This window comes from Clostridium sp. OM05-9, assembly GCF_003481465.1.
In the GTDB taxonomy this organism is placed as follows: domain Bacteria; phylum Bacillota; class Clostridia; order Lachnospirales; family Lachnospiraceae; genus Coprococcus; species Coprococcus ammoniilyticus.
Genome location: NZ_QULF01000003.1, coordinates 322,058 through 348,367 on the forward strand (window position 1 = coordinate 322,058; position 26,310 = coordinate 348,367).

Genomic DNA, 26,310 nt, shown 5'->3' on the forward strand with positions numbered 1-26,310 from the left:
ACTATGAAAAAGGATTTTTTCAAACGTGGAACAGCATTGGCGCTAAGTGCGGCAATGGCGATTAGTTTATTGCCGGTCATAAGCCCACTTTCAAAAGTTGACGCTGCGACAACTGAAACCGGAAAAACGATTTTAGGTATCGGCGTTTCAGGAATTGGGAATCCATATGGATCTCATAATGGTGACAAGTTGAGTACAACAGCTTCCTGGAAGGGAAGTTATGTGTACTATGGTAAGTATGATGGGGAACCGATCAAGTATCGTGTATTAGATACAGAAAGCCGGTATTCATTTTCTACTGGTGCTTCCAGTATGCTGCTTCAGACAGATAAAGTGGTCGGACCGCAGGTATACTCCTATACTTTTGCAGGTAAGACGACATCTACAGAGCAGTATTCCTATGCTGACAGTTCATTAGTTAAATGGATGAATGAAACCGGTTATAAAAAAATGACCTGTTCCATTACAAATAAAGAGATGCCTTATTTTTTAAATGGATTTTCTTCAGTTGAATTGAATGGAATCCTGGCAAGTACAAAAGCATCAAAAAACAGCAGTGATGGCGGCTTAAATTCTGCTGTAGGCGGTTCTGAATATATATATACACCGTTAAATAAGGACAAGGTGTTTGCGCTTGATGTTTCCGAATACAGAAATACAGATTATGGATATCCTGATACAGCAAACAAGGCAAAGCAGAGAGAACAGGATGTAAATAAAACACTGTATGGATATTTTATAAGATCTACTGCTAAGAATACCGGACGCGCAGGTGCAGTGGGTGTTCAGGTAAAAGATGGTGTTGAGCTTTGCTTCCAGGGACCACTGGCATCTACACCGGCATTTAACTTGAATAAAAATAATGTATTATTTACATCACTGGTATCCGGTACAGCCGGTCAATATGGAGCAGCATATAAGTTTACAATACTGGATCCGTCAATGGAGCTTTCTGTAGGAGGTTCTGTTGATCGAACCGGTAATGTTGTAACAGTGCCATATTCCGTGGCAGGAGATACGGGAAATCAGATATCATATCTGGTAACAGACAAAGCATATAACGCATCAGGTGTAAAAGTGCTTGCATATGGAAAAGCAGCAACAGCATCTATGGCAGGAGATGTAAGATTAAATCTTGCATCTATAGCAGCGAAGGTTGGAAATAGCTGTACCGTTGATCGTTTGGTAAAAAATTATAAAATTTATCTGGTTGTTGAAACAATAAGCAAGGATATAGCATCGACATCTAATATTGATGAGAGCCTGTTTACAGATTATGCAAGTAAGCCTGTTCAGGTATCTATTCCAAAAGCGGAGAATGAACCAGATGTAGACCCAGACGGTCCGATCATTGATCCGGATCCAAAGCCAGATCCAACAGAAAAATGGAAAGGAAATTATGTCTGGTTTGGTTCATATAAGAGCGAACCATTAAAGTTCCGTGTACTTGATACAGATTCCGGAGCGGATTTTAATACTGGCAACAGTTATCTGCTTGAATATGATTCAACCATTAACCATAAATATAATAGTGAAGATAGCGCATCAAATAATTATGTATTTAAGAATGAATGGATGAATGATGACAGTACCGGTTTCCTGGAGACATTTACATCGGTAGAAAAGAGCACAATTGCATCCAGTACAAAGACAGGAGTATCTGCAACAGATGGTGCAGGACTTGCCGGTAAAGTATCATATGAGGATAAAACACAGTTGAAGGATACCAAGGTTTTTGCATTGAGTGTGGGTGAGGCTACGAATACCAGCTATGGATATCCGGATATGATCCAGGCTTCTATGCAGAGAGTAAAGGGAACCAAGTATAATTTAAGAAGTAATTATGCTCCGCCTTATTATCATGTAGTGGGAAGCTATGTTGCATCAGATGGACAATTGGACAATGTATACGATTTTCCATGTAGAACATCACCAGCTATGAACATCAACAAGGATGCAGTTCTGTTTACGAATCTTGTAGCAGGCAAGGCTGGAACTTATGGTGCAGAATATAAGCTGACACTTTTAGATGATGGAATGACAACAGCAGTTACAGAGACTCCTTCCATGTCCGGTAATGTGGTTACAATTCCGTATAAGATCAGTGGAACCAATAAGAAGAGTGTAAATCAGCTTTCATATCTTGTAACAGATAAGAATTATAATGCAAAGAATGCAAATATCTTGGCATATGGAAAGCTGGAGAATGTAGCAGCAGCTACATTGTCAGGCACAACAAAACTCAATCTTGCAGCAGTTGTTAACAAGATTGGCAAGGCTGGAATAACAACGGAAAATATTTTTGACAAATATAAAGTTTATATTGTTGCAGAAGAAATCAATGTGGATGATCTTACAACGGTGGGTATTGATGAAGGTTTATACACAAATTATGCAAGTGAGCCGACATCTGTTCCAAAGCCTGTTAATACATCCGATGTAAATCTGAAACGTGTAGAAACTCCTACCGTTACAGTATCATCTGATAAGAAGACATTTACTCTTGCTACAAAGACAGCAGGTGCAACCATTTATTACACAACAGATGGAAGTAATCCAAGCAGCAAGAATGGAACCAAGTATACAGGAGCAATGTCAGTTAAGGATAATGCAGGAAAGAAGATTACCATGATCGCTGTAAAGGCTGGAATGAAGGACAGCTATATTGCGTACTTCCCAGTGAAGGAGCAGCCGGATCCACCAGTGATCGTGATCAAACAGGTTGATAAGCCAACTGCAACACTGACAGATGATAAGAGTGCAGTGATTCTTTCTACAACTACAGAGGGTGCAGATATCTATTACACAACAGACGGAACAACTCCAAGCAAGACACACGGTAAGAAATATACAGGACCATTTTCTGTAATAGGAGCAGATGGTAAGCAGATTGAGTTAGTAAAGGCTGTCGGTGTTAAAGATAACATGAAAGACAGTGATATTCAGGAATATACTGTAGAATCACTGGAGCCTGGTAAAGAAAATAAAGGTGATAAGGCTCAGGTTGGTAAGCCATCCGTTAAGGCTTCCGATGATGGTACATCACTGATCATCACAGCAGATCCGAAGGATGCAGATATTTACTACACAACAGACGGATCAACACCAAGCAAGAAGAACGGAACCAAATATACAGGGTCAATTCCTGCAACAGATAAGAATGGAAAGACGATTGATACGATCAAGGTTATTGGTGTAAAAGATAACATGAAGGACAGTGATATTGCAACTGTCAAGGTAGCAGATCTGAAGACCCAGAAGCCAACGATCGCAGCAAGCAGTGACAAAAAGACAATTACTGTTTCAGCAGTAAAGGGTGCAACGATCTACTACACGACAGATGGAAGCACACCAAGCAAGAAGAATGGCAAGAAGTATACAGGCCCGATTGATGCAGCTTCTGTTGCCGGTAAGACAATTAAGGCAATTGCATCTCTTCCGGGTAAGTTAAACAGTGATGTGGTATCAGCAGAAGTAAGCAAACTGATTCCGTCTACACCTGTAAATCCTGTTAAGGAACAGGTTGCAGCACCAACAGGAACACGTTCTAAGGATAACAATACATTTACCCTTGCAACAAAGACAGCAGGTGCAACGATCTACTATACAACAAATGGAAGTTACCCAACAACCAAGTATGGTACAAAGTATACAAAGCCACTTACAATTAAGAAGAATTCCACAACTACGATCACAGCGATCGCAGTTAAGAATGGTATGGAAGACAGTGATGCAGTACAGTTTGTTGTAATCCGTCTTTCAGATGGAAAAGTAACCGTTAAGAAACAAGAAGTAACACAGCCGGGACCAAAGCCAGGTACAAAGGAAGCTGATAAGTGGATTTCAAGCGACAAGGTAGACAAGTATACCAAGGGACAGCTTACAGGCAGAGCTTCTGCTACAACAAGCAAGGTGACCTTACGTTGGGAACGTTTGAAAGAGGCTGATGGATACATCATCTACGGTAACTATTGCAATAAGAAGAATAAGATTTACAAATATAAGAAGATTAAAACGATTTCTGCAAGTAAGTTAAAGGGTAAGAAGAACATTAGCTATACACTTACAAAGCTTGCAGGCGGTAAGAAGTTCAAGAAGAATACATTCTATAAATTTAAGGTTATTGCTTATAAGAATGTAAGAAATTCCAAGACTGGAAAGATAGAAAAGAGAATGATCGGCAAGTCCTTCCAGTTACATACAATAACTGCAACAAAGAAATACAAGTACAACAACCCGATCGGTGTTACTGTAAAGAACACAAAGGGTAAGACGGTTTCAAAGGTTACAGTTAAAAAGCGCAAATCCGTTTATCTTGATGCAACAGTCAAGATGGCTAAGAATAAGAAACTGAAAGTTCACTGTGAGAAGGTTCGTTGGATCTCAACAAATAGCAAGATCGCAACTGTTTCACAGGGAGGCAGAATCAAGGGTAAGAAGAAAGGTACATGTTATGTATATGCACTTGCTCAGAATGGTGCCCGTAAGAAACTGAAGATTACAGTAAAATAAAGCCCCCAATATATTATGTATTAAATATACAAGGAGACTCGTCTGTCCTAGTTGGCAGGCGGGTCTTTTTTCATTCTTTTTTTATGGGAATTTAATTGACTTTTATATAGGTAGTGATAGAATACCTCTACATGCGAAAATTATAGAGAGGTGAAACTATGCAGATAATTAAGAATTTGAAGCCATATTGGAAATCGGTTCTGATCATTGTTCTGTTATTGATCGTTCAGGCATATTGTGATCTGGCATTACCGGATTATACGTCGAAGCTGATCGATACCGGTATCCAGAATTACGGCATTGATCATTGTAGTCCGTTGCAGATCCCGGAAAAAGCGTATACCATTATTAAAGGGTTTATGGATGAAGATGATGTGATGGTGTGGGAAAAGTATTATGAGCAGTCGGATGATGGCATATACCGTATGACAGATGACGGCAAGGATCATATAGATGAGATCGATCAGGCGTGTATGGAGCCGATGATGATGTATTATTATCCATATACGATGGTGGATTCGGATGAAGATAATCAGTTAAAGCAGATGCTTGCAGCAAGCGGTATGACATTGGACGAGCTGCCGCCTGAGATGTGGAGTCAGATGGGAACGCAGATGAAGCAGATGATCGATTCCATGCGTGACAGTATGGGGGATGATATGATGATGTCATCTGCCATTACCTGTACAAGAACCTGTTATGACAGTATGGATTATAATTATAAGGATATCCAGATGTCCTATCTGAAACGTGTCGGTGTAGAGATGATCCTTATGACATTGTTAATGGTTGCATCGGCGATACTTACCGGTCTGGTAGCCGCAAGAGTGGCTGCAGGTGTGGGCTGTGATCTGCGGGAAAGCATTTTCAAACGGGTTATTTCATTCTCGGATGCAGAGATCAACCGGTTCTCGACTGCATCCCTGATCACGCGTTCGACAAATGACGTTCAACAGATCCAGATGGTTACGGTTATGCTGCTCCGTATGGTTTTATATGCACCGGTTCTGGCAGTTGGCGGTATCATAAAGGTTGTAGAGAGCGGCGCCAGCATGGGATGGGTGATTGTAGTTGCGGTAGCAGGCATCCTGGTTGTTCTCGGAGTGTTAATGGCGATTGCACTTCCAAAGTTCAAGATCATGCAGGATCTGGTTGACCGTGTTAATCTTGTGTCCAGAGAGATCCTGACCGGTATTCCGGTTATCCGGGCATTTGGCAGAGAGAAGTTCGAAGAAGAACGTTTTGATAAGGCGAATAAGGATCTGACAAAGACATCATTATTTGTAAACCGTGTAATGACATTTATGATGCCGGTTCTGATGTTTATTATGTATGCGGTTACGATCCTGATCGAGTGGGTTGCGGCTCACAGAATCGATTCGGGTGAGCTTCAGGTTGGATCCATGACAGCGTTTATTACTTATACGATGATGATCATTATGTCCTTCTTAATGATCGGTATGTTGTCCGTTATGCTTCCAAGGGCAGGCGTGGCAGCAGACCGAATCAAGGAAGTGATTGATACAGAGAGTACGATCTGTGACAAGCCGGATTGTAAGAAGTTAGAAGCTGTAAAGGGTGTTGTCCGTTACGAACATGTAAGCTTCGCATATCCGGGAGCGGATGAAGATGTTCTGACAGATCTTGATTTTGAAGCAAGACCGGGCGAGACGACAGCAATCATAGGAAGTACCGGCTGCGGTAAATCTTCCCTGGTGCAGCTTATGCCAAGATTCTATGATGTCACAGGTGGTAAGATCACGATCGACGGAACGGATATCCGGGATGTATCAATTGAGAGCCTTCGGGAGAATATCGGTTATGTGCCGCAGAAGGGTGTGCTGTTCTCCGGCACGATCGCATCTAATATCCGGTTTGGTGCAGAGGATGCAAGCGATGAACAGATGAAGAAAGCGGCAGCGATCGCACAGGCAACAGATTTCATTGAGGAAAAGGATAAACAGTATGACAGCAGCATTTCACAGGGTGGTACAAATGTTTCCGGCGGTCAGAAGCAGAGACTTGCGATTGCCAGAGCAGTAGCCCGGAATGCAAAGATCTATATATTTGACGACAGCTTCTCCGCTCTTGATTTCAAGACGGATGTAGCAGTCAGAAAAGCACTACGTGAAGACATGACAGACAGTACGGTATTCATCGTTGCCCAGCGTGTCAGCACGATCTTACATGCAGACCAGATCCTGGTACTGGATGAAGGAAAGATCGTAGGCAAGGGTACACACAAAGAGCTGATGGAGAATTGTCCGGTATATGAGCAGATTGCCCGTTCGCAGTTATCTGAAAAAGAGATTGCGGCGAGCATAGCGTAAGAACTCAGGAAAGGAAGGTAACAGACATGGAAGAAAACAGACCAAGACGTGGTGGACGACATATGGGACCTCCTGGAATGGGAGGCGGCGAGAAAGCAAAGGATTTTAAAGGAACCATATCGAAGCTGGTTCGTTATTCAAGAAAATATCTGCCGGCAGTGATCGTGGTCATGGTCATTGCGGTGTTCAGTACAGTATTCAATGTTGTCTGCCCGAAGGTACTCGGTAAGGCAACGACAGCATTATCAGAAGGCATTATGCGGAAGATAAATGGAATCGGCGGAATCGATTTCACCTATATCGGTAAGATTCTCCTGTTCTGTCTGGGATTGTATCTGTTAAGTGTATTATTTAACTTTACACAGGGTATCATCATGACAGGTGTAACCCAGAAGCTATGTTACAAGATGCGTAAGGATGTATCTGAGAAGATCAACCGTATGCCACTTAAGTATTTTGAATCCAGAACCTATGGTGAGGTATTATCCCGTATTACAAATGATATTGATACGATGGGAAACGGATTAAATCAGAGTATCACACAGCTTATTACTTCGGTATCGACTGTTATCGGTGTATTTATCATGATGCTTACGATCAGCCCGCTTATGACGATGATCGCAATTATCATCCTGCCGATCAGTGTGGCATTAATGGGTATCATCATTAAGAAGTCTCAACGTTTCTTCAAACAGCAACAGGAGTATGTCGGACATATCAACGGACAGGTTGAAGAAGTTTATGGCGGACATACGGTAATCAAAGCATTTAACAAAGAGGAAACAACCTTAAAGGAATTCCATGAGACAAATGAAGTCTTATACAAATCCGCATGGAAAGCCCAGTTCTTTTCCGGTCTGATGCAGCCGGTTATGATGTTTGTCGGTAATCTCGGATATGTAGGCGTAGCTATTTCTGGTGCGGCTCTTGCCATTCGTGGTACGATCACGATCGGTGATATTCAGGCATTTATCCAGTATGTGAAGAATTTTACACAGCCGATCCAGCAGGTAGCACAGGTTACAAATATGATGCAGCAGATGGCAGCAGCGGCGGAACGTGTATTTGAACTGTTAGAGGAAGAAGAGGAGGTTCAGGTTGTTGAGCATCCTGCTTCTGTCGAGGATATAAAGGGTGAAGTAGATTTCCGTCATGTAAAGTTCGGATACGATCCTGAGAAGATCATTATACATGATTTCAGTGTTCATGTTGATCCGGGCAAACAGGTAGCGATCGTTGGCCCGACCGGAGCAGGTAAGACCACTATGGTTAAGCTGCTGATGCGGTTCTATGATGTAAATGAAGGAGCCATCCTGTTAGATGGTCACAATGTTAAAGAATATAATCGAAGAGAGCTTCGTGATGCTCTCGGTATGGTTCTTCAGGAAACATGGCTGTTTAAGGGGACGATCATGGAGAATATCCGTTATGGAAGACTGGATGCGACGGATGAGGAAGTAATTGCGGCAGCAAAGGCAGCTCATGCACATCGATTTATCTCGGCACTTCCGGGTGGTTATCAGATGGAACTGAATGAGGAAGTGACGAATATTTCACAGGGACAGAAACAGCTTCTTACGATTGCAAGAGCAATTCTTGCAAATAATCCGGTTCTGATCCTGGATGAAGCGACATCTTCCGTTGATACCAGAACAGAACACAGCATTCAGCGTGCAATGGATAATCTGATGAAGGGCAGAACAAGCTTTGTTATTGCTCACCGGTTATCGACGATCAAAAATGCAGATATCATTCTGGTCATGAAGGATGGCGATATCATTGAACAGGGTAACCATGAGGAACTGATGGCACAGAACGGATTTTATGCAGAGCTATATAATTCACAGTTTGAACAGGTATCTTAGTGCAGTATATAAGATATAAAAACAGAATATGAACAAGTACAGAACAGTCCTGTTTTTCTTATTTGATTACAAGAACTTCTCTTATTCGGATAAGAACAGGACTGTTTTTACTTTACAGGACTGTTTTTACTTTACAGGACTGTTATTTATAATATGACAAATAATATTTTTTTATGTGATACTATGTCGAAATTGTATAAAATGCACAGAAAATAACGCGGTGTAAACTTTTTTTAGTCATTTTTATATACTTTTCTGCTTAATTATGCTAAACTGAAAAAGGATTTTGTATTTTAGAGGGGAGTATATATGGAGCGCAGAAGAATTGGAGTTATTATCGCACAGGCAGAAGAGAATTCACAGAGTCTGTTTATGAAAGGATTAATGGAGGAGGCATATGTCTATGGATATGATATATGTGTATTTTCCATGTATTTAAGATTTCAGGATACGCTGTATAGACAGATTGGGGATTCGAATATTTATAATCTGATTCAATGGGATGCATTTGATGCGATCATTGTTCTTCCGGATACCATTCAGGCAACCGATATAGCAACCCGGTTAGAAGACAAAATTCACGAGGTATTCTCAGGAGTTGTTCTTTTCGTAGATAAGGACAGTCGTTATTTCCCGACTGTAAAGATAAATCATTATAAACCATATAAGAAATTGATCGATCATTTGATCGAGGTTCATCATTATTCCGATATTATGTTTTTAGATGGGTGGAAGAATCATGTTCATTCCATACAGAGAGAACAGGCATATAGAGACAGTCTGACGGAGCATGGAATTCCGGTTGATCCGAATAATATTTATTATGGCAATTACTGGTATGATTCCGGCAAAGAGGTTGTGAAGCTGATATTGGATTCCAGAGAGAAACTTCCGGAGGCGATCGCATGTGCAAATGACTGTATGGCGATCGGGGTAGCGGCGGAATTATTCAGTAATCATATTCATGTACCGGAGCAGGTAGCAGTGATCGGTTACGATTCTACCGAAGAAGGGAAAAACCTGAAATGCAAGTTAACATCCGCTGATATTCCGGCCAGAGAATGCGGCAGATATTGTGCGAAATATATCCATGCATCCTTTGAGAAAGAACCGATACCGGAATTTGAATCAGAATCTGTGATCTTTCAGGGGACAAGCTGCGGATGCGAAGGAAAAATACAGTCGGAAAAACATTTTGATGAAAAAGAGAATTTCTGGAATACGGATCATGCGAGGACGGGATACTCTTCTTATTATAACAAGTTTATGGAGGATTTGTTATCTGAACGGGATCACAGAGGTTTTTTCAATACGATATTTCAGCATGTATATCAGGTGCGGCCATTCCATTCGCTTAGTATATGCATGAATGATTACTGGAATTCATCGGAGGTTATGACCAGTGAGGATGCACTGCGCTCTAACGGCTATACGGATAAGATATATCGTATCATAAAATGTGGACCGAGTGAACACACAGACAATCGTATCAGCTTTGATGATATATTTGAAATGAAAGAGATGATACCGGAACTATCTGAGCAAAGAGAATATCCGGAGACATTTTTCTTTACACCATTGTATTTTGATAACCGAAGCTTTGGTTATGCAGTTATTGGTTTTACAGATATAGAAGCACAGTTTACAGAGGTTTACAGAAACTGGTTAAAGAGTATTATGCAGAGTATGGAAGCATTTTATCGTCAGAATGGTCTGCGGGAGTTGCTGCGCCAGATGGAAGCAACACAGATTCGTGATGCAATGACCGGTTTGTATAATTATAAGGGCTTCTTACAGAAGGGAAATGAACTTTGCGAGAATGCGACATTTGATGGTAAATCAATAGCAGTGATCGCGATTGATATTAATAAATTAAAGGATATCAATGCAGGCTATGGAAGAAAAGCAGGGGATGCTGCTATTTTGAAATTGGCACAGTTGATATCGGAAAGTCAGGATGATGATGCTATATGTGCCCGTATCAGTAATGATGAATTTGTTGTTGCGTTCCCGGTTGAAGCATCCGATGAAACATGTGGAGAGGCGTTTATCAAACGTCTGTCGGATAAGATAAAACAGTATAATGAATTGCGTAAAGAGGCATATGGGCTTGAAATCTGCACGGGTATTCGCTGCGATATGATCTCCGGTTCGGAAGCCCTGGATCATCTGATCAATGAAACTATCAATGTGAAGAATAATAAGAAAGCCATAGAGCAGGGAAAAGAGGAAAGGGCAGGTGTTCTGACGGATAAACAGAAAGCGGATGACCATCTGATGGAATTTATTCTGGATAATAACCGGTTTGTTTATCATTTCCAACCAATTATCAATGCCAGAACAGGAGATGTTTATGCATATGAGGCCCTGATGCGTGCGGACACAGAGCGTAGGATTTCGCCGCTTGATATGTTGGAAAGTGCAGATCGTCTGAATCGTTTATATGATATAGAAAAAGCGACATTTTTTAATGTAGTTGATTACATAGAGGAACACTATCAGGATTTTGAGGGTAAGAAAGTATTTATTAACAGTATTCCGGGGTATCAGCTGACAGGTAAGGATAAGAAGAAATTAACAGAGATTATGGAACAGCACGCAGGAGAGCTTGTTGTTGAATTTACAGAAGAAACAGAGATGGGGGATGATCAGTTAAAGGAGCTGAAGAACTCCTTTGCAAAGATGAATATTGAGACTGCTATTGATGATTACGGTTCTGGTTATTCCAATGTAAATAATCTGCTTCGGTATATGCCTCGGTTTGTAAAAATCGATCGTATGCTCATGACAGATATACACAAAGATATCCAGAAACAGCATTTTGTAAAGGATATTATAGAATTTGCGCATGATAATGATATTCTGACGTTGGCAGAGGGAATTGAATTGACGCAGGAGCTGAGGGAGGTTATTAAGCTGGGCGTTGATTTGATTCAGGGCTATTATACATCAAGGCCGCAGCCGTATGTTGTGCGTTCAATCGATGAGCGTGTCATGAATGAAATTGTTCAATATAATCAGAGCCTGAATGCCAGACTGTATAAGAAAGAATATGAGACGGATTATAATGATACGGTTTCCATGGTACAGCTTGCTGCTAATAAATATACAAGCATTAAGGTTAAGAAAGCGCGTGGAATCAATAAAAAGATCATAATCAAGGGTTCTGTCGGCTTCCAGCCGAATATATTGATGTCTGTAGAAGATGGATTCCGTGGCACCATCATACTTGAGAATGTCAGTCTTGCGGGAGAACGCGGAATTCCGTGTATTGATATCGGTAAGAAGTGTAATGTAAATCTTCAGATTACCGGAGAAAACGAACTACGTACAGGAGGTATCAGAGTTCCGGACAGTTCAGTGCTTACGGTTGTAGGAGACGGTAATCTGACGATTAATCTGAATTCGGGAAAATACTTTGGCATTGGTAATTCATTGGATGAATATCATGGCGAACTCAACTTCTATCAGGATGGTGGAATCATCATCAATGCAAATGGTATGAAGGGCATTGGTATTGGTTCCGGACTTGGCGGTGTTATCAATATCAAACGCGGACATTATGAGTTTGATATGAAAGGTCAGGAAGGAGCCTGTATCGGATCTGTAAACGGTGATTCCGAATTGTTTATAGAATACTGCGACATGGATATTTATTCCGGTATATCAAACGGTACGATCATTGGATCTGTAAATGGTGATGCAGATATTAAGCTTGAGAATATATCGGCAAAGATTCAGGGGGCAGGTAATGTTATAACCGGTATCGGAACGATTGCCGGTAACAGCTGTATGGTTCGTCTGGAAAATGTAAATATCTCGTCGAATATCCGTGCAAAGGAATGTTATGGCATTGGATGCCGTGCAGGAAGAACGGATATCTATATCGGATATGCAGCAGTTAAAAGCGTGGTACAGGGCAAGTCAGCGGTTGCCTTTGGTAATTCGGTCATGTCTGCCAAGCTGTACTGTTCCAATGCTGATGTTGGAACGAATGCCGTTACAGAGTTCAATTCAGATATCGGAGCACTTGAAAAGAATATACAACTGGAGAACGGTCGTGCAGAGTTTATCCTGAATGGACAGGAGGTCAAACGTCAGATTCTCGCAGCAAGATTATAAATAATTCCCGGCAGACTATTTCTGACAGATGGAAGTGCCCCACGACAAATGACGAATTAAGATTTCGTTGTGAGCAGTTTCATCTGTCAGGGATAGTTTGCCGGGGCTTTTTGAATTATAAAAAGGCTGTTCGTAGGTGACGGTGTTGGAATAAAAAAACAGGTTTGCTTTTTTGAAGCAAACCTGTTTCAGTTTACGTGCATGAGAGGATTCGAACCCCCGACACCTTGGTCCGTAGCCAAGTGCTCTATCCAGCTGAGCTACATACACACGTTGTTCAACAACAGATAGTATTCTATACCAGTTCTATAAATTTGTCAAACAAAATCTAAGATTTTCTTAAAAATTTTCTGTATTTTTTTCAAGACACAATTTGATCTGTGGCTGAGCACCATCTCCGTAGATCATATTTTTAATCTCCTGCATTTCGAGGTCTGTTTGAGAGATAACATCAGCACAATGTTTTAAGCGACCGGAGATAAGTTCGGGATCGGCGACATCCTTTTTATAACGGAGCTGGTGGTCAAGACTTGCCCAGAAGTCCATCGCGATGGTACGGATCTGAACTTCTACCCGCATATTTCTCGTATGGTCGGCAAAGAAGACAGGAACTTCTATGATCAGATGAAGACTACGGTAACCATTTGGCTTTGGATGGCTGATATAGTCTTTTGCTTCAATCAGAGTAATGTCATTCTGACTGATGAGCTTCTCTGCAACGGCGTAGATGTCATCGATAAAGGAGCAGATAACACGAAGCCCCGCAACATCATTTAAATTATATACGATATTTTCCACGGATACCTGACATCCTCTTGAAGACAGCTTTGTTGCGATGCTGACCGGTTTCTTGATGCGTGATTGGATAAATTCAATCGGATTTCGGTTATAGCGGACGCTAAAATCTGTATTTAATACATCCAGCTTGGTCTGAACTTCCTTGATCGCACAGGAGTACATCATCATAAGCTCCTCGAATCGTTTCATGTCTTCTATAAAAGGATTCTGCTCCGGATATAGAAGTGCATCGATATAGCTTCTGTATATATTTGTATTTGTATTATTATCTTTAGCAGACATATTCATAATCTCCGTTTCTGTTTTAGGCAATCTTTATTTAATCAATTTGCATGAATAGACAAAAAATCATTGTCCCTATCATTCTACTACATTTTAAAGGTAGAGTATACTATAAAAACGTGATAAAATGAGCATTGCGACGGAATGTGCTTGCACATGCCGGCATAATGCGAAAAAAACATAGAGCCGACAGGTGACATGATAAAATGAGCATTGCAACGGATGTGCTTGCACATACCGGCATAATGCGAGAAAGAAGTGAATTATATGAGATATTTGGATCGGCTGATTGCATCAGAGGTTCTTCCGAATGCTTATAAAGAGTGGCGGGGATACCGACAGAAGCTGACAGACTTTATAGAAGAAAATTGTGTGGCCGAAGGAGGACGTAAGCCTGTTCTTGCTATATGGGGAGCAGGACGGTCAAATGACATCGATCTGGCAAGACTTGCAGAGAGATTTAAGCTGGTTTTGATCGACCGGGATGCAGAGGGACTTGCACAGGCGTGTAAGGCCTATGGATTGGAGGAAACAGATGCTATTTGTGTGGATCTTCCTTTCTGGAATGTAGAGCTTGAGACTTATGAAATGTTTGAAGCATTGCTTGCAGAGGGTGAAGAAGCAGAGATCGTGATCGAGCATTTGAAACAGGTTGCATTTGACAACAGCCACAGGGTATTGCCGGATATCGGACGAAGGTTTGACTACAGCGTCTGCATAGGACTTCACAGCCAGTTGAATGCGAGATTTGCAGGCCTGTTATATATGTATCGGGAGAATTATGACGAGGAAGAATTGCAGATGATCGAGAATGCGATCCGGGCATTAAACGAAGCCGCGGTTACCCGGACAAATGATGTCATCTATATGCTGACGGAGAAGTTAATGGTGTTCGGGTTAGAATGGGCAGTTGTAAATGAATCCGCTATGGAGCAGTGGGAGAAGCTTGTTCCGGAGGATATTGAAGGTGCGTTGCAGCTTCGTCATGACATCGGAATGCATAAGGATTTTGATATCCGGATTGAAGCGGAACGGCGGTTGTTCTGGCCATTTGCATGGAAGGAACGGAAGAAGGGGTATGTGATGGAGTTGCTGGCAGTACAGCCTCTTGAATAATAGAGAATTGGGGCTATACGAAGCCGAAACCGAATATTAGCAAATTGAAGTGGAATGAAAAGTAATAGAAAATCGGAATAATTCCATAAAAAACAGGGGTAAAAACGTATAGCGGTTATAGGGAGAGACAAATGACAGACAGAGAATTTGGAAAATATATGTCTGCGATCGCACAGGGAGACAGGGAGAGCCTTCGGGCAGTGTATGACGAATATCTGAAGCTGATCTTTGCGGTGGTCTATGATACGATCCGGCAGAGAGAGGAAGCGGAGGATGTGACATCGGAGTTCTTCATCAAGCTTTATCGGATCGCAGACAGTTATAAGAAGGGAACCGGTCATAAGAGATGGCTTGTGACAATCGCAAAGAATATGGCGATCGATCGGATACGCAAGATCGATCGTGAAATGCTGGTGGATGAAATGCCGGAGCGAAACGAAGGAAAGACGATGGAGAGTCAGATAGTGGAGAACCTGACATTGAAGCAGGCAGTTGCCACGTTAAAGCCGGAGGAGCAGGAGATTCTGGATCTGAAGGTAGTCGGAGGATTTACATTTAAAGAGATCGCGGACATGAAAGGGCGACCGATCGGAACGATCGCATGGATCTATAATCAGGCAATACAAAAATTAAGGAGGTGCAGGCTGTGAGAGATGAACAGAATAAGAACAGACAGACGGAAGAAGACAGATTCATAGAAGCTTATCTGAACCGGATCGATGCAGATGCACCGGATCTGTGGGATCGGATCGAAGCAGGGCTTGACCGTGAAGCAAAGGATGTAGAAGAAAAACAAAAGAAAACCTCAAAGGTAAAATATGTAATTCCGGTTCTTGCGATCGCAGCGGTTCTTCTGGCCGCAGTGATCGCGACACCGTTGCTGTCTGATTCTAAGCGACATTCGAAAGAAATAAATGCAGGCAGGACAACGGATGTTTCAAATGATGGGCTGGATGCAGCAGAGAATTCAAATATATCCGATCGGGCGGAAGATTATGTGGATGAAACAGCGGATTCCATACCGGAGACAGTACAGAATGAAACTGCCAACAGACCGACACAGAATACAACAGAAGCTATACTGATGAATGGAGCCGGTGGGGATTCGTCCGATGTTCAGGCGGAAGCAGGCCATACAAAGAGTCAGACAGATGCACAGGAAAATGCGGGATGTACAGATCTTCAGGTGTCGGAATCAGCTGATATGGATGCATGGCAGGAAATGAGTAATATAGCAGTTACACTTCAGATCACAGAGATTGTAACAGCAGAGCCGGATGCGGTACAAAAATATGCCGCAAAACTCTTGCAGGTATCTGATGCATCCGGGGAATTAATAACCGGTCAGGACATCGTATTGCAGCCGGAAGAAGCAGAGACATTTTCAGTAGGGGAAGAAGTAACAGGTACACTTCTCCGATATGATTCTGAACGACAGGCATGGATCTTAAACAGACAGTAGTTGATCTGTAAGAAAAAAATCCATAAAAAGAGGATACCCATCCGTATCTTAGTCATAAATAGAACAGATAGCTGTAAAATTTCGTTTTTACATTCGACAATTGCTAACGTCAGAGGTGATCAGAGCAGAAATTATGCAGCTATCGGATAGTGACTAAGATAAGGAGGGTATTTTTTATGAGAAAAATCAGACGGATGGTAAGTGTGGTTATAATCTCCTGCATGATGGCGGGCTGCCTTGCAGGCTGCGGAAGTGGGAGAGAAACAGGAGGCACGCATGGAGAACGACAGGGAACGGAAAGCCGGTCGGGTACGGAGCGGGAGAGCATCGCAGAAAGATACAGACAGAAAGCCATAAAAGAGGAATTTGAAGAAAATATAGCGGAATCCGGACAGTCACAGCAAAATATGGCTGTGCCGGAATGTATAGAAGAAGAGGCTTGTGATAGTGTGGTTTCGGCTGCCGATACATATAACTCGGTAATGGATAGTGCATCAAATTCTGAATATGTAAAAATCGGATATGGAGAATCCGGTTATGATACCAGAGAGTATGACTATCAGGAAGAACATCGGTTTGTGTCTACTAAAGATTCACCGCTTTCAACATTTGCGGCAGACTGTGATACAGCATCCTACAGCAATATCAGAAGTTATATCGAAGAAGGAACGCTGCCGCCGACAGGAGCAGTCCGGGTCGAAGAAATGATCAATTATTTTGATTATGACTATGTATCAGACCCGGAGGCTGGGAAGAAGTTTGCAGTATATACGGAATATGCGGATTGTCCATGGAATAAAGATACAAAGCTGATGATGGTAGGACTGAATACGGCCGCGATCGATATGAGTGAGAAGAAAGCATCCAATCTGGTATTCCTGATCGATACATCCGGTTCTATGTATGAGGAAAATAAACTGCCGCTGGCACAGAAAGCATTTAAGATGCTGGCGGAGAATCTGGATGAAAATGACAGGATCAGTATTGTTACATATGCGGGTTCAGATACGATTGTTTTAAATGGCGTGGCAGGTTCGGAGGCCTATACGATATGCGAGGCACTGGATTCGCTGGAAGCATCCGGCAGCACAAATGGAAGTGCGGGACTGATCACGGCATATGAGATCGCAGAGCAGCAGTTTATAAAAGACGGAAATAATCGGGTGATCCTTGCGACGGACGGGGATCTGAATGTCGGGCTGACAAGCGAGAGTGATCTGGTAGGATTGATCACTGAGGAGAAGGACAGCGGTATATTCTTGAGTGTTCTGGGATTTGGCTCTGATAATCTGAAAGATAACAAGTTAGAAGCATTGGCAGATCACGGAAACGGTAATTACTCGTATCTGGATTCAGTCTATGAAGCAAAGAAGGTTCTGGTTGATGAAATGGGTGGAACCTTATATACGGTTGCAAAGGATGTCAAATTACAGATTGAATTCAATCCGGAGCAGGTGAAAGGTTATCGGCAGATCGGATATGAGAACCGGACGCTTTCTGCAGAAGATTTTGCAGATGATATGGTGGATGGCGGCGAGGTCGGAGCCGGTCATGTGGTGACTGCACTCTATGAGGTGGTTCCAGTCGATTCGGAATTTGACGTGCCGGAGACAGAGACAAAATATACATCGAAAAAGCAGAGTACAGATTATTCCGGCGAACTGGCAACCGTGAATATCCGTTACAAAGAGCCGGATGGAGATAAGAGCACACTGGAAACAGCCGTTATAAAGGCAGAAAGCGGTAAAAAGGGAATGTCTCATGACCTGAGCTTTGCATCGGCGGTTGCGGCATATGGAATGCTGCTTACGGACAGCACATATAAAGGAACAGCGACGTATAAGATGGCGGAAGAACTTGCGGAAGCAGGAATCACGGTTGAGATAAATGAAAGGGACATGGCTCAGGCAAGCAACGATCAGTTATACCGGAGCCAATTCCTTGAACTGGTGCGGAAGACGGAGAAGTTATCTCAACGTGAACCTGAGGCACAGATGTGGCAGTGCGATTAACAGACGGCCGGTTATTTATACTCGAAATTCATAATAAATATAAGCCGTAAAAGGTGTATTTTTTCTCTGATATATGCTTTTTTATTTTTAAGCGTATAGAAGCACTTCCCTTTTATTGATAATTCTTGTATAATAAAGCATTAGAGTTGCCAAAAGGCAAATATAAGAAATGACAGGAAGGATAAATTAATGGGTGAAAAAAAGATAATGCTCGGTAATGCAGCGATCGCCAGAGGCGCATATGAAGCCGGTGTAAAGGTATCAGCAGCATATCCGGGTACTCCAAGTACAGAGATCAGTGAGAATATTGTAAAATATCCTGAGATATATGCAGAATGGTCTCCAAATGAAAAAGTTGCAACAGAGGTTGCGATCGGAGCATCATTTGCCGGTGTCCGTTCAATCGTGTCAATGAAGCATGTAGGTGTGAACGTAGCTTCAGATCCATTATTTACAGCAGCATATACCGGTGTAAAGGGTGGTATGGTTTTAGTAGCAGCCGATGATCCGGGTATGTATTCATCACAGAATGAACAGGATTCCAGACTGGTAGCAAGGACAGCGATGATTCCGGTGTTTGAACCATCTGACAGTATGGAAGCAAAGGAGTTCACAAAGTATGCATTTGAATGCAGCGAGAAGTACGATACTCCGATCATGCTCCGTACAACAACCAGACTGGCACATTCACAGGGCGTTGTTGAATTAAATGACAGAGTAGAAGTAGAAGACAAGCCATACGAGAGAGACATTAAGAAGATGGTTATGATGCCGGGTAATGCGATCCCTCGTCATGTATTTGTAGAACAGAGATTAAAGGACATGGCAGCAGACGGTGCGGATATGCCGATCAATCGTGTAGAGATGAATGATACCAGCGTTGGTGTTATCACCAGCGGTATTCCATATCAGTACGTAAAGGAAGCAATGCCAAATGCCTCCGTATTAAAGCTCGGTATGGTAAATCCGCTTCCTAGAAAGTTGATCGAAGACTTTGCGGCAAAGGTTGATAAGCTGTATGTTATTGAGGAGTTAGAGCCTCATATCGAGACACAGGTAAGAGCCTGGGGCATCGATGCAGTAGGTAAGGAGCTTCTGACCGTTCAGGGTGAATACAGTGCAAATATGTTAAGAGAGAAGATCCTCGGCGAGAAGGTTGAGCAGGAAGAACCTGCAAAGGTTGCGCCTAGACCACCTATCCTTTGTCCGGGATGTCCGCATAGAAGTGTATTTTCAGTATTAAACGAACTGAAGATCCATGCAGCAGGAGATATCGGATGCTATACACTGGGAGCAGTTGCGCCGCTTAGCGTAATTGATACAACCGTATGTATGGGATCTTCCATTTCTACATTACATGGTATGGAAAAAGCAAAAGGAAAAGATTATATCAAGAACTGGGTTGCGGTTATCGGTGATTCCACATTCATGCATACAGGTGTAAACTCTCTGATGAACATGGTTTACAACAAGGGTACAGGAACCGTTATCATCCTTGATAACTCAACAACCGGTATGACAGGACATCAGGATCATGCAGCGACCGGTAAGACCTTGCAGGGTGAACCTACATATGCAATCAACATTTATAAATTGTGTAAGGCGATCGGTATTGACAGTGTACATGAGATCAATGCATTTGACATTGACGGTTTAAAGAAGCTGATCAAAGAGGAAGTTGCAAAGGATGAGATCTCTGTTATTATCACCAAGTCTCCTTGTGTTCTTTTAAAGACAACCAAGGTAACAGGTGTATGCAGAGCTATCCCGGAGAAATGTAAGAAGTGCGGTATGTGCTTAAAGCCGGGATGTCCGGCAGTTATCAAGCAGCCGGATGGAACGATCCAGATCGATGAGACCATGTGTAATGGTTGCGGACTGTGTATGAAGCGTTGTAAGTTTGATGCGATCGAAAAGGAGGAATTCTAATGGCTGTAAAGAATATTATGATAGTTGGTGTCGGTGGACAGGGAACTCTTCTTACAAGCCGTATCCTCGGTGGTATTACGACAGCAGCAGGTTATGATGTAAAGCTCTCCGAGGTTCATGGTATGAGCCAGAGAGGCGGTAGTGTTGTTACATATGTAAGATATGGTGAGAAGGTTGCGGAACCGATTGTAGAAGAAGGTCATGCAGATGTTCTGATCGCATTTGAGAAGCTGGAAGCTATGCGTTATGCTCATTTTCTGAAGAAGGATGGCGTAATTATTGCAAATGATCAGAGAATCGATCCGATCACGGTTGTAACCGGTCAGGCAGAATATCCGGATCACATCTTAGAGACATTATCAGAGAAGCATAAGGTGATCTCGATCGATGCGATGGCAGAGGCAAAGAAGCTGGGCAATCCAAAGGTATTCAATACGATCATAATCGGTGTTGCCGCAAAGCATATGGATTTTGACCATGACAAATGGGTTGAGGTCATCAAGGCAACAGTTCCTCCAAAGACTGTTGAGATGAATCTGAAAGCATTTGAAGTTGGTTATGCATTATAATAAAAAATATAGATACAGATCAAACCAAGGATGCCTCCTGTTCAAAAGACAGGAGGTATCTTTGTGTCAGCTGGCGTTTGTATAGTAAATGTCGCTGACTACTTTAACCGGAAGATACGAAAATCAACCTGATTAATGAGAAAAATCCAACGTCAAAATTGGTAAATGTTACATTATGTATAGGTTTTCATCTGTAAAATGTGTTTTTTTAGGTATTTTTGACAAAAAAGAGTGGACGATACAGAGGATATAGTGTAAAATCATCTATGTGAGTGTTTTCACATGGGAAAGGAAAACTGAGGGCTATTTAAGGAGAATTCGTGATGAACGATACAATCACTGTTAATATCAGCAAAAAATGGCAGATGTTGTTATGGAAGGTATTTCTGACGTTAGCGTGTATATTCATGGTTGTTGAATTGATCATGTGTATGACGAATATAGGAAATGATAAGGCAGATCTCGGGATGTCCGGTGGAGCATATATTACATTATATGTTGTAGTGCCATTTCTGATATATGCAGCAGCATTGACAGGAACGCTGGTCGCTTTAAAGAAGAATAAATTAACCGATAATGGTGCAGACTGGCTGGTTTCCCTGATGATGTTTACAGTGTTGGCAGTACCTGCATTTGAACATTACAATTCGATCATTCTGGTGCTGATGCCAACGATCACTATCGTGATCACGGCTATCTTTGCGAATCAGAATATTACGATCGTGATCGCACTTCTTGCATCGGCAAGTCTTATCATCAATGAGATTCATCTGCATCATTTATATGACTGGACACAGATGCGGTTCAGTGGATATGTTGTTACATCATTTGTATTGGTATTTATACTGACCTTTGTAACGTGCTTACTGAATATGCATACGAAGGAACTGATGGAATCCATCGGCAATTTCACAGTTCGTCAGATGAGTCTTATGACAGAGCTTCGTAAAGATCCGCTGACAGGATTATATAACAGACGTTCCTTTGAGGAGAGTCTGGAGAAAGAAATCCTGCAGACCGAGGAGACCGGTGAGAAAGCATATATTGCGATCTTTGATATCGACCATTTCAAGAATGTAAATGATACATACGGACACAGCAATGGTGATGTGGTTATCAAGGCTCTTTGTAAGATGCTGAAGGAGAAATCAAAAGACTATGGTCTTGCATTCCGTTACGGTGGAGAGGAATTTGTTATATTGTTCAGCAACATTGAACTGCCAAAGGTGATCAATGTCGTAGAGGATGTAAGAACAGAATTCCGATGCTACTACTTCCAGTTCATGAATAACAGTGGAATCACCTGTAGCTGTGGTGTTGCGGAATATTCCAAAGGAGAGAGTGCAAAGGCATGGTTCAATCGGGCAGATAATTCGCTGTATCAGGCGAAGGAAGCCGGACGTAACCGTACGGTTGTAAGTGAATAAGATAATTAAAAAGATGCAATCCGTAATTTAAAAAAATGATATCAAAAAAACAGAGAAATTGGTACTATAAGTATACCGGTTTCTCTATTTTTTTGCGAATTTTCAAGTTGGTATAAAAAAATATAAAATTGGTATTGCAAAACCAGTTGATAGGTGGTATATTATATTTACAAAGTGGTTCACAAAAAGAACCACAAAAGGAGATGGAAAATGAAGAAGGATATGGAATATTATATTCAGGTTTCCGGTCGTATTATGAAAGATAATCTTGATAAGAGAAAGTCTCTTACCAAAAAGATATGCGACTGGTATCTGGATCAGGACAAAGAAGATATATGTCTGATCGCATCCGGATCGTCCCTGAATGCAGCATATGCAGCTCGACCGTTTCTTTTAAAATACAGTAAATTCGATATCAGTGTATTAAGTACAGTGGAATATCTGGATGTTTACCGGGAGAGAGAAAAGAACCGGTTTACGATTTTAATATCCCAGAGTGGCTGCAGTACAAACATAATAGAAATTATGAAGGAGCTAAATAAGGAGCATCAACCATTTGTTTTGTTAACCGGGAATGAAAATGGCAGTGCAAGCAGATACACGGATCGTCTTGTGGAGTATGGAGTTGGAAATGAAACCATTGATTATGTAACGCTTGGATATTCTACTTTGATCGAGTTCCTCATGCTTATGATATTGGAGATAGGTTTTCAAAAAAGAGAAATTAGTGATCAGAAATATGAAACTGCAGTAAGCCAGATCCGGAATGCTTGTGAAATGCAGGAGCTTTGCCTGATGCAGGCGAAAGAATTGGTACAAAAACGATATCAGGATCTGTTGTGTATGGAAAAAGCAATACTGGTCGGCGATGGAGCCAATCTGGCAACGGTCAGAGAGGGAGCGTTGAAATTTCAGGAAACTCTGAAAGTTCCGACGGTATATTATGAAAGCGAAGAATTTATACATGGACCGGATATGCAGCTTACTCCGGATTATTCGGTTTTCTTTATAGATTGTGGTAAAACCTCTGATCGACTGTATGATATTTATAAAGCAACATTGTTGATCACGGAGCACTGCTATATGATTACGGATCAGGTTCACGATAAACGAGATGGACAGATTCGGATACCATGCCGGCTTCCGGCAGAGATCACACCGTTATATACAGCTGCATTGTTTCAATATATAGCGGCTCATGTAACAAAGGAAAAAAATAATTTTACTTGTCATCCGCTGTTTTCCCGGATGGAACAGGCTGTTTCGCCAAAAACAGAAGACTATGACAGGATTATGAAAGAAAAGCTTGAAAGGAGCAGAAGGGAGGAGAACGGATGAGAAAATATGTTTTAGCAACACACGGAAAGATGGCCGAAGGAATGTTGACAACGATTGAAATGCTGGCAGGTGCACAGGAAAATCTGACCTGTATCAATGCTTATACAGATGAATGCCCGGATCCGCTTCCGGAATTAAAGAGAATTGTTGAAGCGGATTCAGAGGCAGAGATTGTGATAATGACAGATCTTTTAGGCGGAAGTGTGAATAATAATGCATCCGCATTATTGTCTGATCCAAGGATACATGTTGTTGCCGGTGTGAATCTGGCTGCAGTGATCGGTATCCTGCTGAGTGCAGAGGATCAGGATACGGCGTCTGTAATTGAGGGTGCGGTTGCAGAGGCTAAAGATATGATGGTTTATTGTAATACAGTAAATACAACGTATGATGATGAAGATTTTTAATCTGTGTATTAACAGAAAAGAAAGGAGAAGGTTTATATGATCAAATCAATTCGTGTTGATTATCGTCTCTTACATGGACAGGTAGCAGTATCATGGACAGCATCATTAGGGGCAGATTGCCTGCTACTGGTAAGTGACACGGTTAAAAATGATCCGCTGAGATTAAACGCACTAAAGATGGCGAAACCATCCGGAACAAAGGTTGTAGTAAAAAATACAGCGGAAGCTGTAGAGGCATTGAAAAGCGGGGTAACTGATAAATATAAATTATTTATCATCTGTGAAACGGTAGAAATAGCCAAAGCAATCATTGAAGCTACAGGAGAAAAGACATTAAATATCGGCAACATTGCATACCATGAAAATGCAAAATTATATGGTAGAAGCGCATATATGGATGCAGCCGAGCTGGCTCTGGTAAAAGAGATGGTTGATGATGGCGTTGATGTATTTATTCAGATGATCCCGGCTGATAAAGTAATTAAATGCAAATCGCTGTTTTAACGGATGAATGGAGGGACAGATTATGATATTAAAAACAATACTTATTTTTCTGATCGGCCTGCTTGGTTATTCAGAATGGCTGCTTGGTACAAGCTGCCTGCAGCGACCGATCGTTCTTGGACCGTTAGTAGGTCTGGTAATGGGAAATCTTCCGGCCGGTATTATTATGGGGGCAACTATGGAACTTGCACTTGTAGGAGCCGTATCGATCGGTGCATATAATCCGCCGGATCTGATCGCAGGCACTGTGCTCGGTGTTTCACTTGCGATTCAGTCAGGAGGCGGAGCGGAAACAGCTTTAGTACTTGGTATTCCGATCGCAACCGTAATGCTTGCGGCAAATACCGGTATCTGCCAGCCGTTGATGCTTGTTATGATCCACAAATGTGACCGTGATGCTGAAAAAGGTAATATACGGGCATTTAACAGAGATTATCTGATCGCAGGATATCTTCAGAATCTTTTTGGTATTGTCTGCATCCCACTTGCATTTTATTTTGGCAGTGATGCAGTAACAGCACTTCTTGGTAAAATACCTGAATTTGTTCAGTCCGGTATGGATATAACAGCAGCACTGCTTCCTGCACTTGGTTTTGCAATGCTTGCACAGCAGATGATGAATCGCAAGGTTGCACCATTTTTCTTCCTTGGCTTTTTCCTGGTATCATACCTTGGAATATCCACAACAGGAGTTGCGATTTTTGCCGTACTTATTGTGATAATCGGAGTAACATTTGGCATATTCGGAGACAAGCAACAGGGGGCGGTACCGGTAGTTGAAACCGCAGATAACGGAGGTGATTTTGATGAGTTCTAAGATACATGCAGACTACGATAAGGTAGTTACGAAAAAAGATCTCACAAAGGTGTTTTTAAGAGAGATCACATATGAACATACATGGAATTATGAACGAATGGGAAATGTAGGATTTTGTTTTTCCATGTATCCGGTGTTAAAGAAACTATATCCGGATAAGAAGGATCTGGCAGCTGCTATGAAGCGTCATCTGACGTTATATCAGACCAGCCATTATCTTGCAACATTTCAGATGGGTATCACAGCCGCAATGGAAGAGGAAAATGCACAGGATGCAGATTTTGATACAGATTCGATTGGCGCAGTAAAAACAGCATTAATGGGACCTATAGCAGGAATCGGCGATTCTCTGTTCTGGGGCACGATCAAGGTAATCGCAACAGGAATTGGATGTTCACTTGCCTTGCAGGGGAACATTCTCGGACCTATTCTCTTCCTTTTGATCTTTAACATTCCGGCATATCTCTGCAGATGGTTTGGAGTATTCCTTGGATATAAAATGGGTCGTGAATCCATGGCAAAGATTGTTGAATCCGGTTTGATGAAGGTAGTTATGGAAGTAGCCTCTATCATGGGTATTATGGTAGTTGGCGGCATGACGATGGATATGACGTCGATTAATTTTATAACGCAGATTGGAAGCGGCGAAGAAGCAAGTACAATTCAGGATCTGTTAAATGGCATTGTCCCGGGCCTTCCGGTGCTGTTGCTATTTGGAGTTACTTATTGGTTATTGAAGAAGAAGGTTAATCCGTTGCTTATTATGTTGATCATGCTTGTACTTGGAATAGCAGGAGCATTCTTTGGCTTCCTTGGTTAA

Annotated in this window: 17 protein-coding genes and 1 tRNA gene; 16 read left to right on the top strand and 2 right to left on the bottom strand. The window is 41.9% G+C overall.

Annotated elements, in window-relative coordinates:
• The first annotated feature begins 3 nt into the window (after nucleotides 1-3).
• The 4 genes from DXB77_RS06940 to DXB77_RS06955 all read left to right on the top strand — a co-directional run bounded on the left by DXB77_RS06940 (nucleotide 4) and on the right by DXB77_RS06955 (nucleotide 12,829).
• Nucleotides 4-4,512 (top strand): chitobiase/beta-hexosaminidase C-terminal domain-containing protein, encoded by a 4,509-nt coding sequence (locus DXB77_RS06940; protein ID WP_118662881.1) that lies wholly within the window; start codon nucleotides 4-6, stop codon nucleotides 4,510-4,512.
• 785 nt (nucleotides 4,513-5,297) lie between these two features.
• Nucleotides 5,298-6,842: an ABC transporter ATP-binding protein gene (locus tag DXB77_RS06945; RefSeq protein ID WP_347559478.1), complete on the top strand. Its 1,545-nt coding sequence runs from the start codon at nucleotides 5,298-5,300 to the stop codon at nucleotides 6,840-6,842.
• 26 nt (nucleotides 6,843-6,868) lie between these two features.
• Nucleotides 6,869-8,707, top strand: coding sequence for an ABC transporter ATP-binding protein (locus DXB77_RS06950; RefSeq protein WP_117808713.1), 1,839 nt, complete (start codon nucleotides 6,869-6,871; stop codon nucleotides 8,705-8,707).
• 309 nt (nucleotides 8,708-9,016) lie between these two features.
• The gene (locus tag DXB77_RS06955) at nucleotides 9,017-12,829 is read left to right on the top strand and encodes an EAL domain-containing protein (protein WP_118662883.1); all 3,813 of its coding nucleotides are present in this window, start codon (nucleotides 9,017-9,019) and stop codon (nucleotides 12,827-12,829) included.
• Between the two features lie 196 nt (nucleotides 12,830-13,025).
• Here DXB77_RS06955 and DXB77_RS06960 read toward each other — a convergent pair.
• Nucleotides 13,026-13,099: transfer RNA gene (locus tag DXB77_RS06960), tRNA-Arg, on the bottom strand.
• A gap of 69 nt (nucleotides 13,100-13,168) precedes the next feature.
• A complete protein-coding gene (locus DXB77_RS06965) occupies nucleotides 13,169-13,909 on the bottom strand; it encodes a GTP pyrophosphokinase family protein (protein ID WP_330584342.1) in 741 nt (246 codons plus the stop codon).
• A gap of 267 nt (nucleotides 13,910-14,176) precedes the next feature.
• Here DXB77_RS06965 and DXB77_RS06970 point away from each other — a divergent pair, with 267 nt between their 5' ends.
• The 12 genes from DXB77_RS06970 to DXB77_RS07025 all read left to right on the top strand — a co-directional run bounded on the left by DXB77_RS06970 (nucleotide 14,177) and on the right by DXB77_RS07025 (nucleotide 26,310).
• Nucleotides 14,177-15,025: a hypothetical protein gene (locus DXB77_RS06970; RefSeq protein WP_118662884.1), complete on the top strand. Its 849-nt coding sequence runs from the start codon at nucleotides 14,177-14,179 to the stop codon at nucleotides 15,023-15,025.
• A 131-nt stretch (nucleotides 15,026-15,156) separates the two neighbouring features.
• Complete coding sequence (locus DXB77_RS06975; RefSeq protein WP_118662885.1) at nucleotides 15,157-15,675, top strand: RNA polymerase sigma factor; 519 nt, start codon at nucleotides 15,157-15,159, stop codon at nucleotides 15,673-15,675.
• Nucleotides 15,672-16,487, top strand: a complete 816-nt coding sequence (locus DXB77_RS06980) for a hypothetical protein (RefSeq protein WP_118616000.1) — start codon at nucleotides 15,672-15,674, stop codon at nucleotides 16,485-16,487. The genes DXB77_RS06975 and DXB77_RS06980 overlap by 4 nt, the downstream gene beginning before the upstream one ends.
• Nucleotides 16,488-16,663: 176 nt before the next feature.
• Nucleotides 16,664-18,499, top strand: coding sequence for a VWA domain-containing protein (locus tag DXB77_RS06985; RefSeq protein ID WP_243100158.1), 1,836 nt, complete (start codon nucleotides 16,664-16,666; stop codon nucleotides 18,497-18,499).
• A gap of 189 nt (nucleotides 18,500-18,688) precedes the next feature.
• Nucleotides 18,689-20,428 carry an indolepyruvate ferredoxin oxidoreductase subunit alpha gene (iorA, locus tag DXB77_RS06990; RefSeq protein WP_021943606.1) on the top strand — a complete coding sequence of 580 codons (1,740 nt, stop codon included), beginning with the start codon at nucleotides 18,689-18,691 and terminating at the stop codon, nucleotides 20,426-20,428.
• Nucleotides 20,428-20,997, top strand: coding sequence for an indolepyruvate oxidoreductase subunit beta (locus tag DXB77_RS06995; protein WP_117808707.1), 570 nt, complete (start codon nucleotides 20,428-20,430; stop codon nucleotides 20,995-20,997). The genes iorA and DXB77_RS06995 overlap by 1 nt, the downstream gene beginning before the upstream one ends.
• 323 nt (nucleotides 20,998-21,320) lie before the next feature.
• Nucleotides 21,321-22,424 (top strand): GGDEF domain-containing protein, encoded by a 1,104-nt coding sequence (locus DXB77_RS07000; protein WP_118662886.1) that lies wholly within the window; start codon nucleotides 21,321-21,323, stop codon nucleotides 22,422-22,424.
• Between the two features lie 210 nt (nucleotides 22,425-22,634).
• On the top strand, nucleotides 22,635-23,762 hold the full coding sequence (locus tag DXB77_RS07005) for an SIS domain-containing protein (protein ID WP_117808705.1): 1,128 nt from the start codon (nucleotides 22,635-22,637) through the stop codon (nucleotides 23,760-23,762).
• Complete coding sequence (locus tag DXB77_RS07010) at nucleotides 23,759-24,169, top strand: PTS mannose transporter subunit IIC (protein ID WP_118662887.1); 411 nt, start codon at nucleotides 23,759-23,761, stop codon at nucleotides 24,167-24,169. The genes DXB77_RS07005 and DXB77_RS07010 overlap by 4 nt, the downstream gene beginning before the upstream one ends.
• A 36-nt stretch (nucleotides 24,170-24,205) precedes the next feature.
• Entirely contained in the window at nucleotides 24,206-24,673 is a 468-nt protein-coding gene (locus tag DXB77_RS07015) for a PTS sugar transporter subunit IIB (RefSeq protein ID WP_008401131.1), read from the top strand.
• Nucleotides 24,674-24,695: 22 nt separating this feature from the next.
• Complete coding sequence (locus DXB77_RS07020) at nucleotides 24,696-25,490, top strand: PTS sugar transporter subunit IIC (RefSeq protein WP_173783667.1); 795 nt, start codon at nucleotides 24,696-24,698, stop codon at nucleotides 25,488-25,490.
• Nucleotides 25,480-26,310 (top strand): PTS system mannose/fructose/sorbose family transporter subunit IID, encoded by an 831-nt coding sequence (locus tag DXB77_RS07025; protein ID WP_117808702.1) that lies wholly within the window; start codon nucleotides 25,480-25,482, stop codon nucleotides 26,308-26,310. The genes DXB77_RS07020 and DXB77_RS07025 overlap by 11 nt, the downstream gene beginning before the upstream one ends.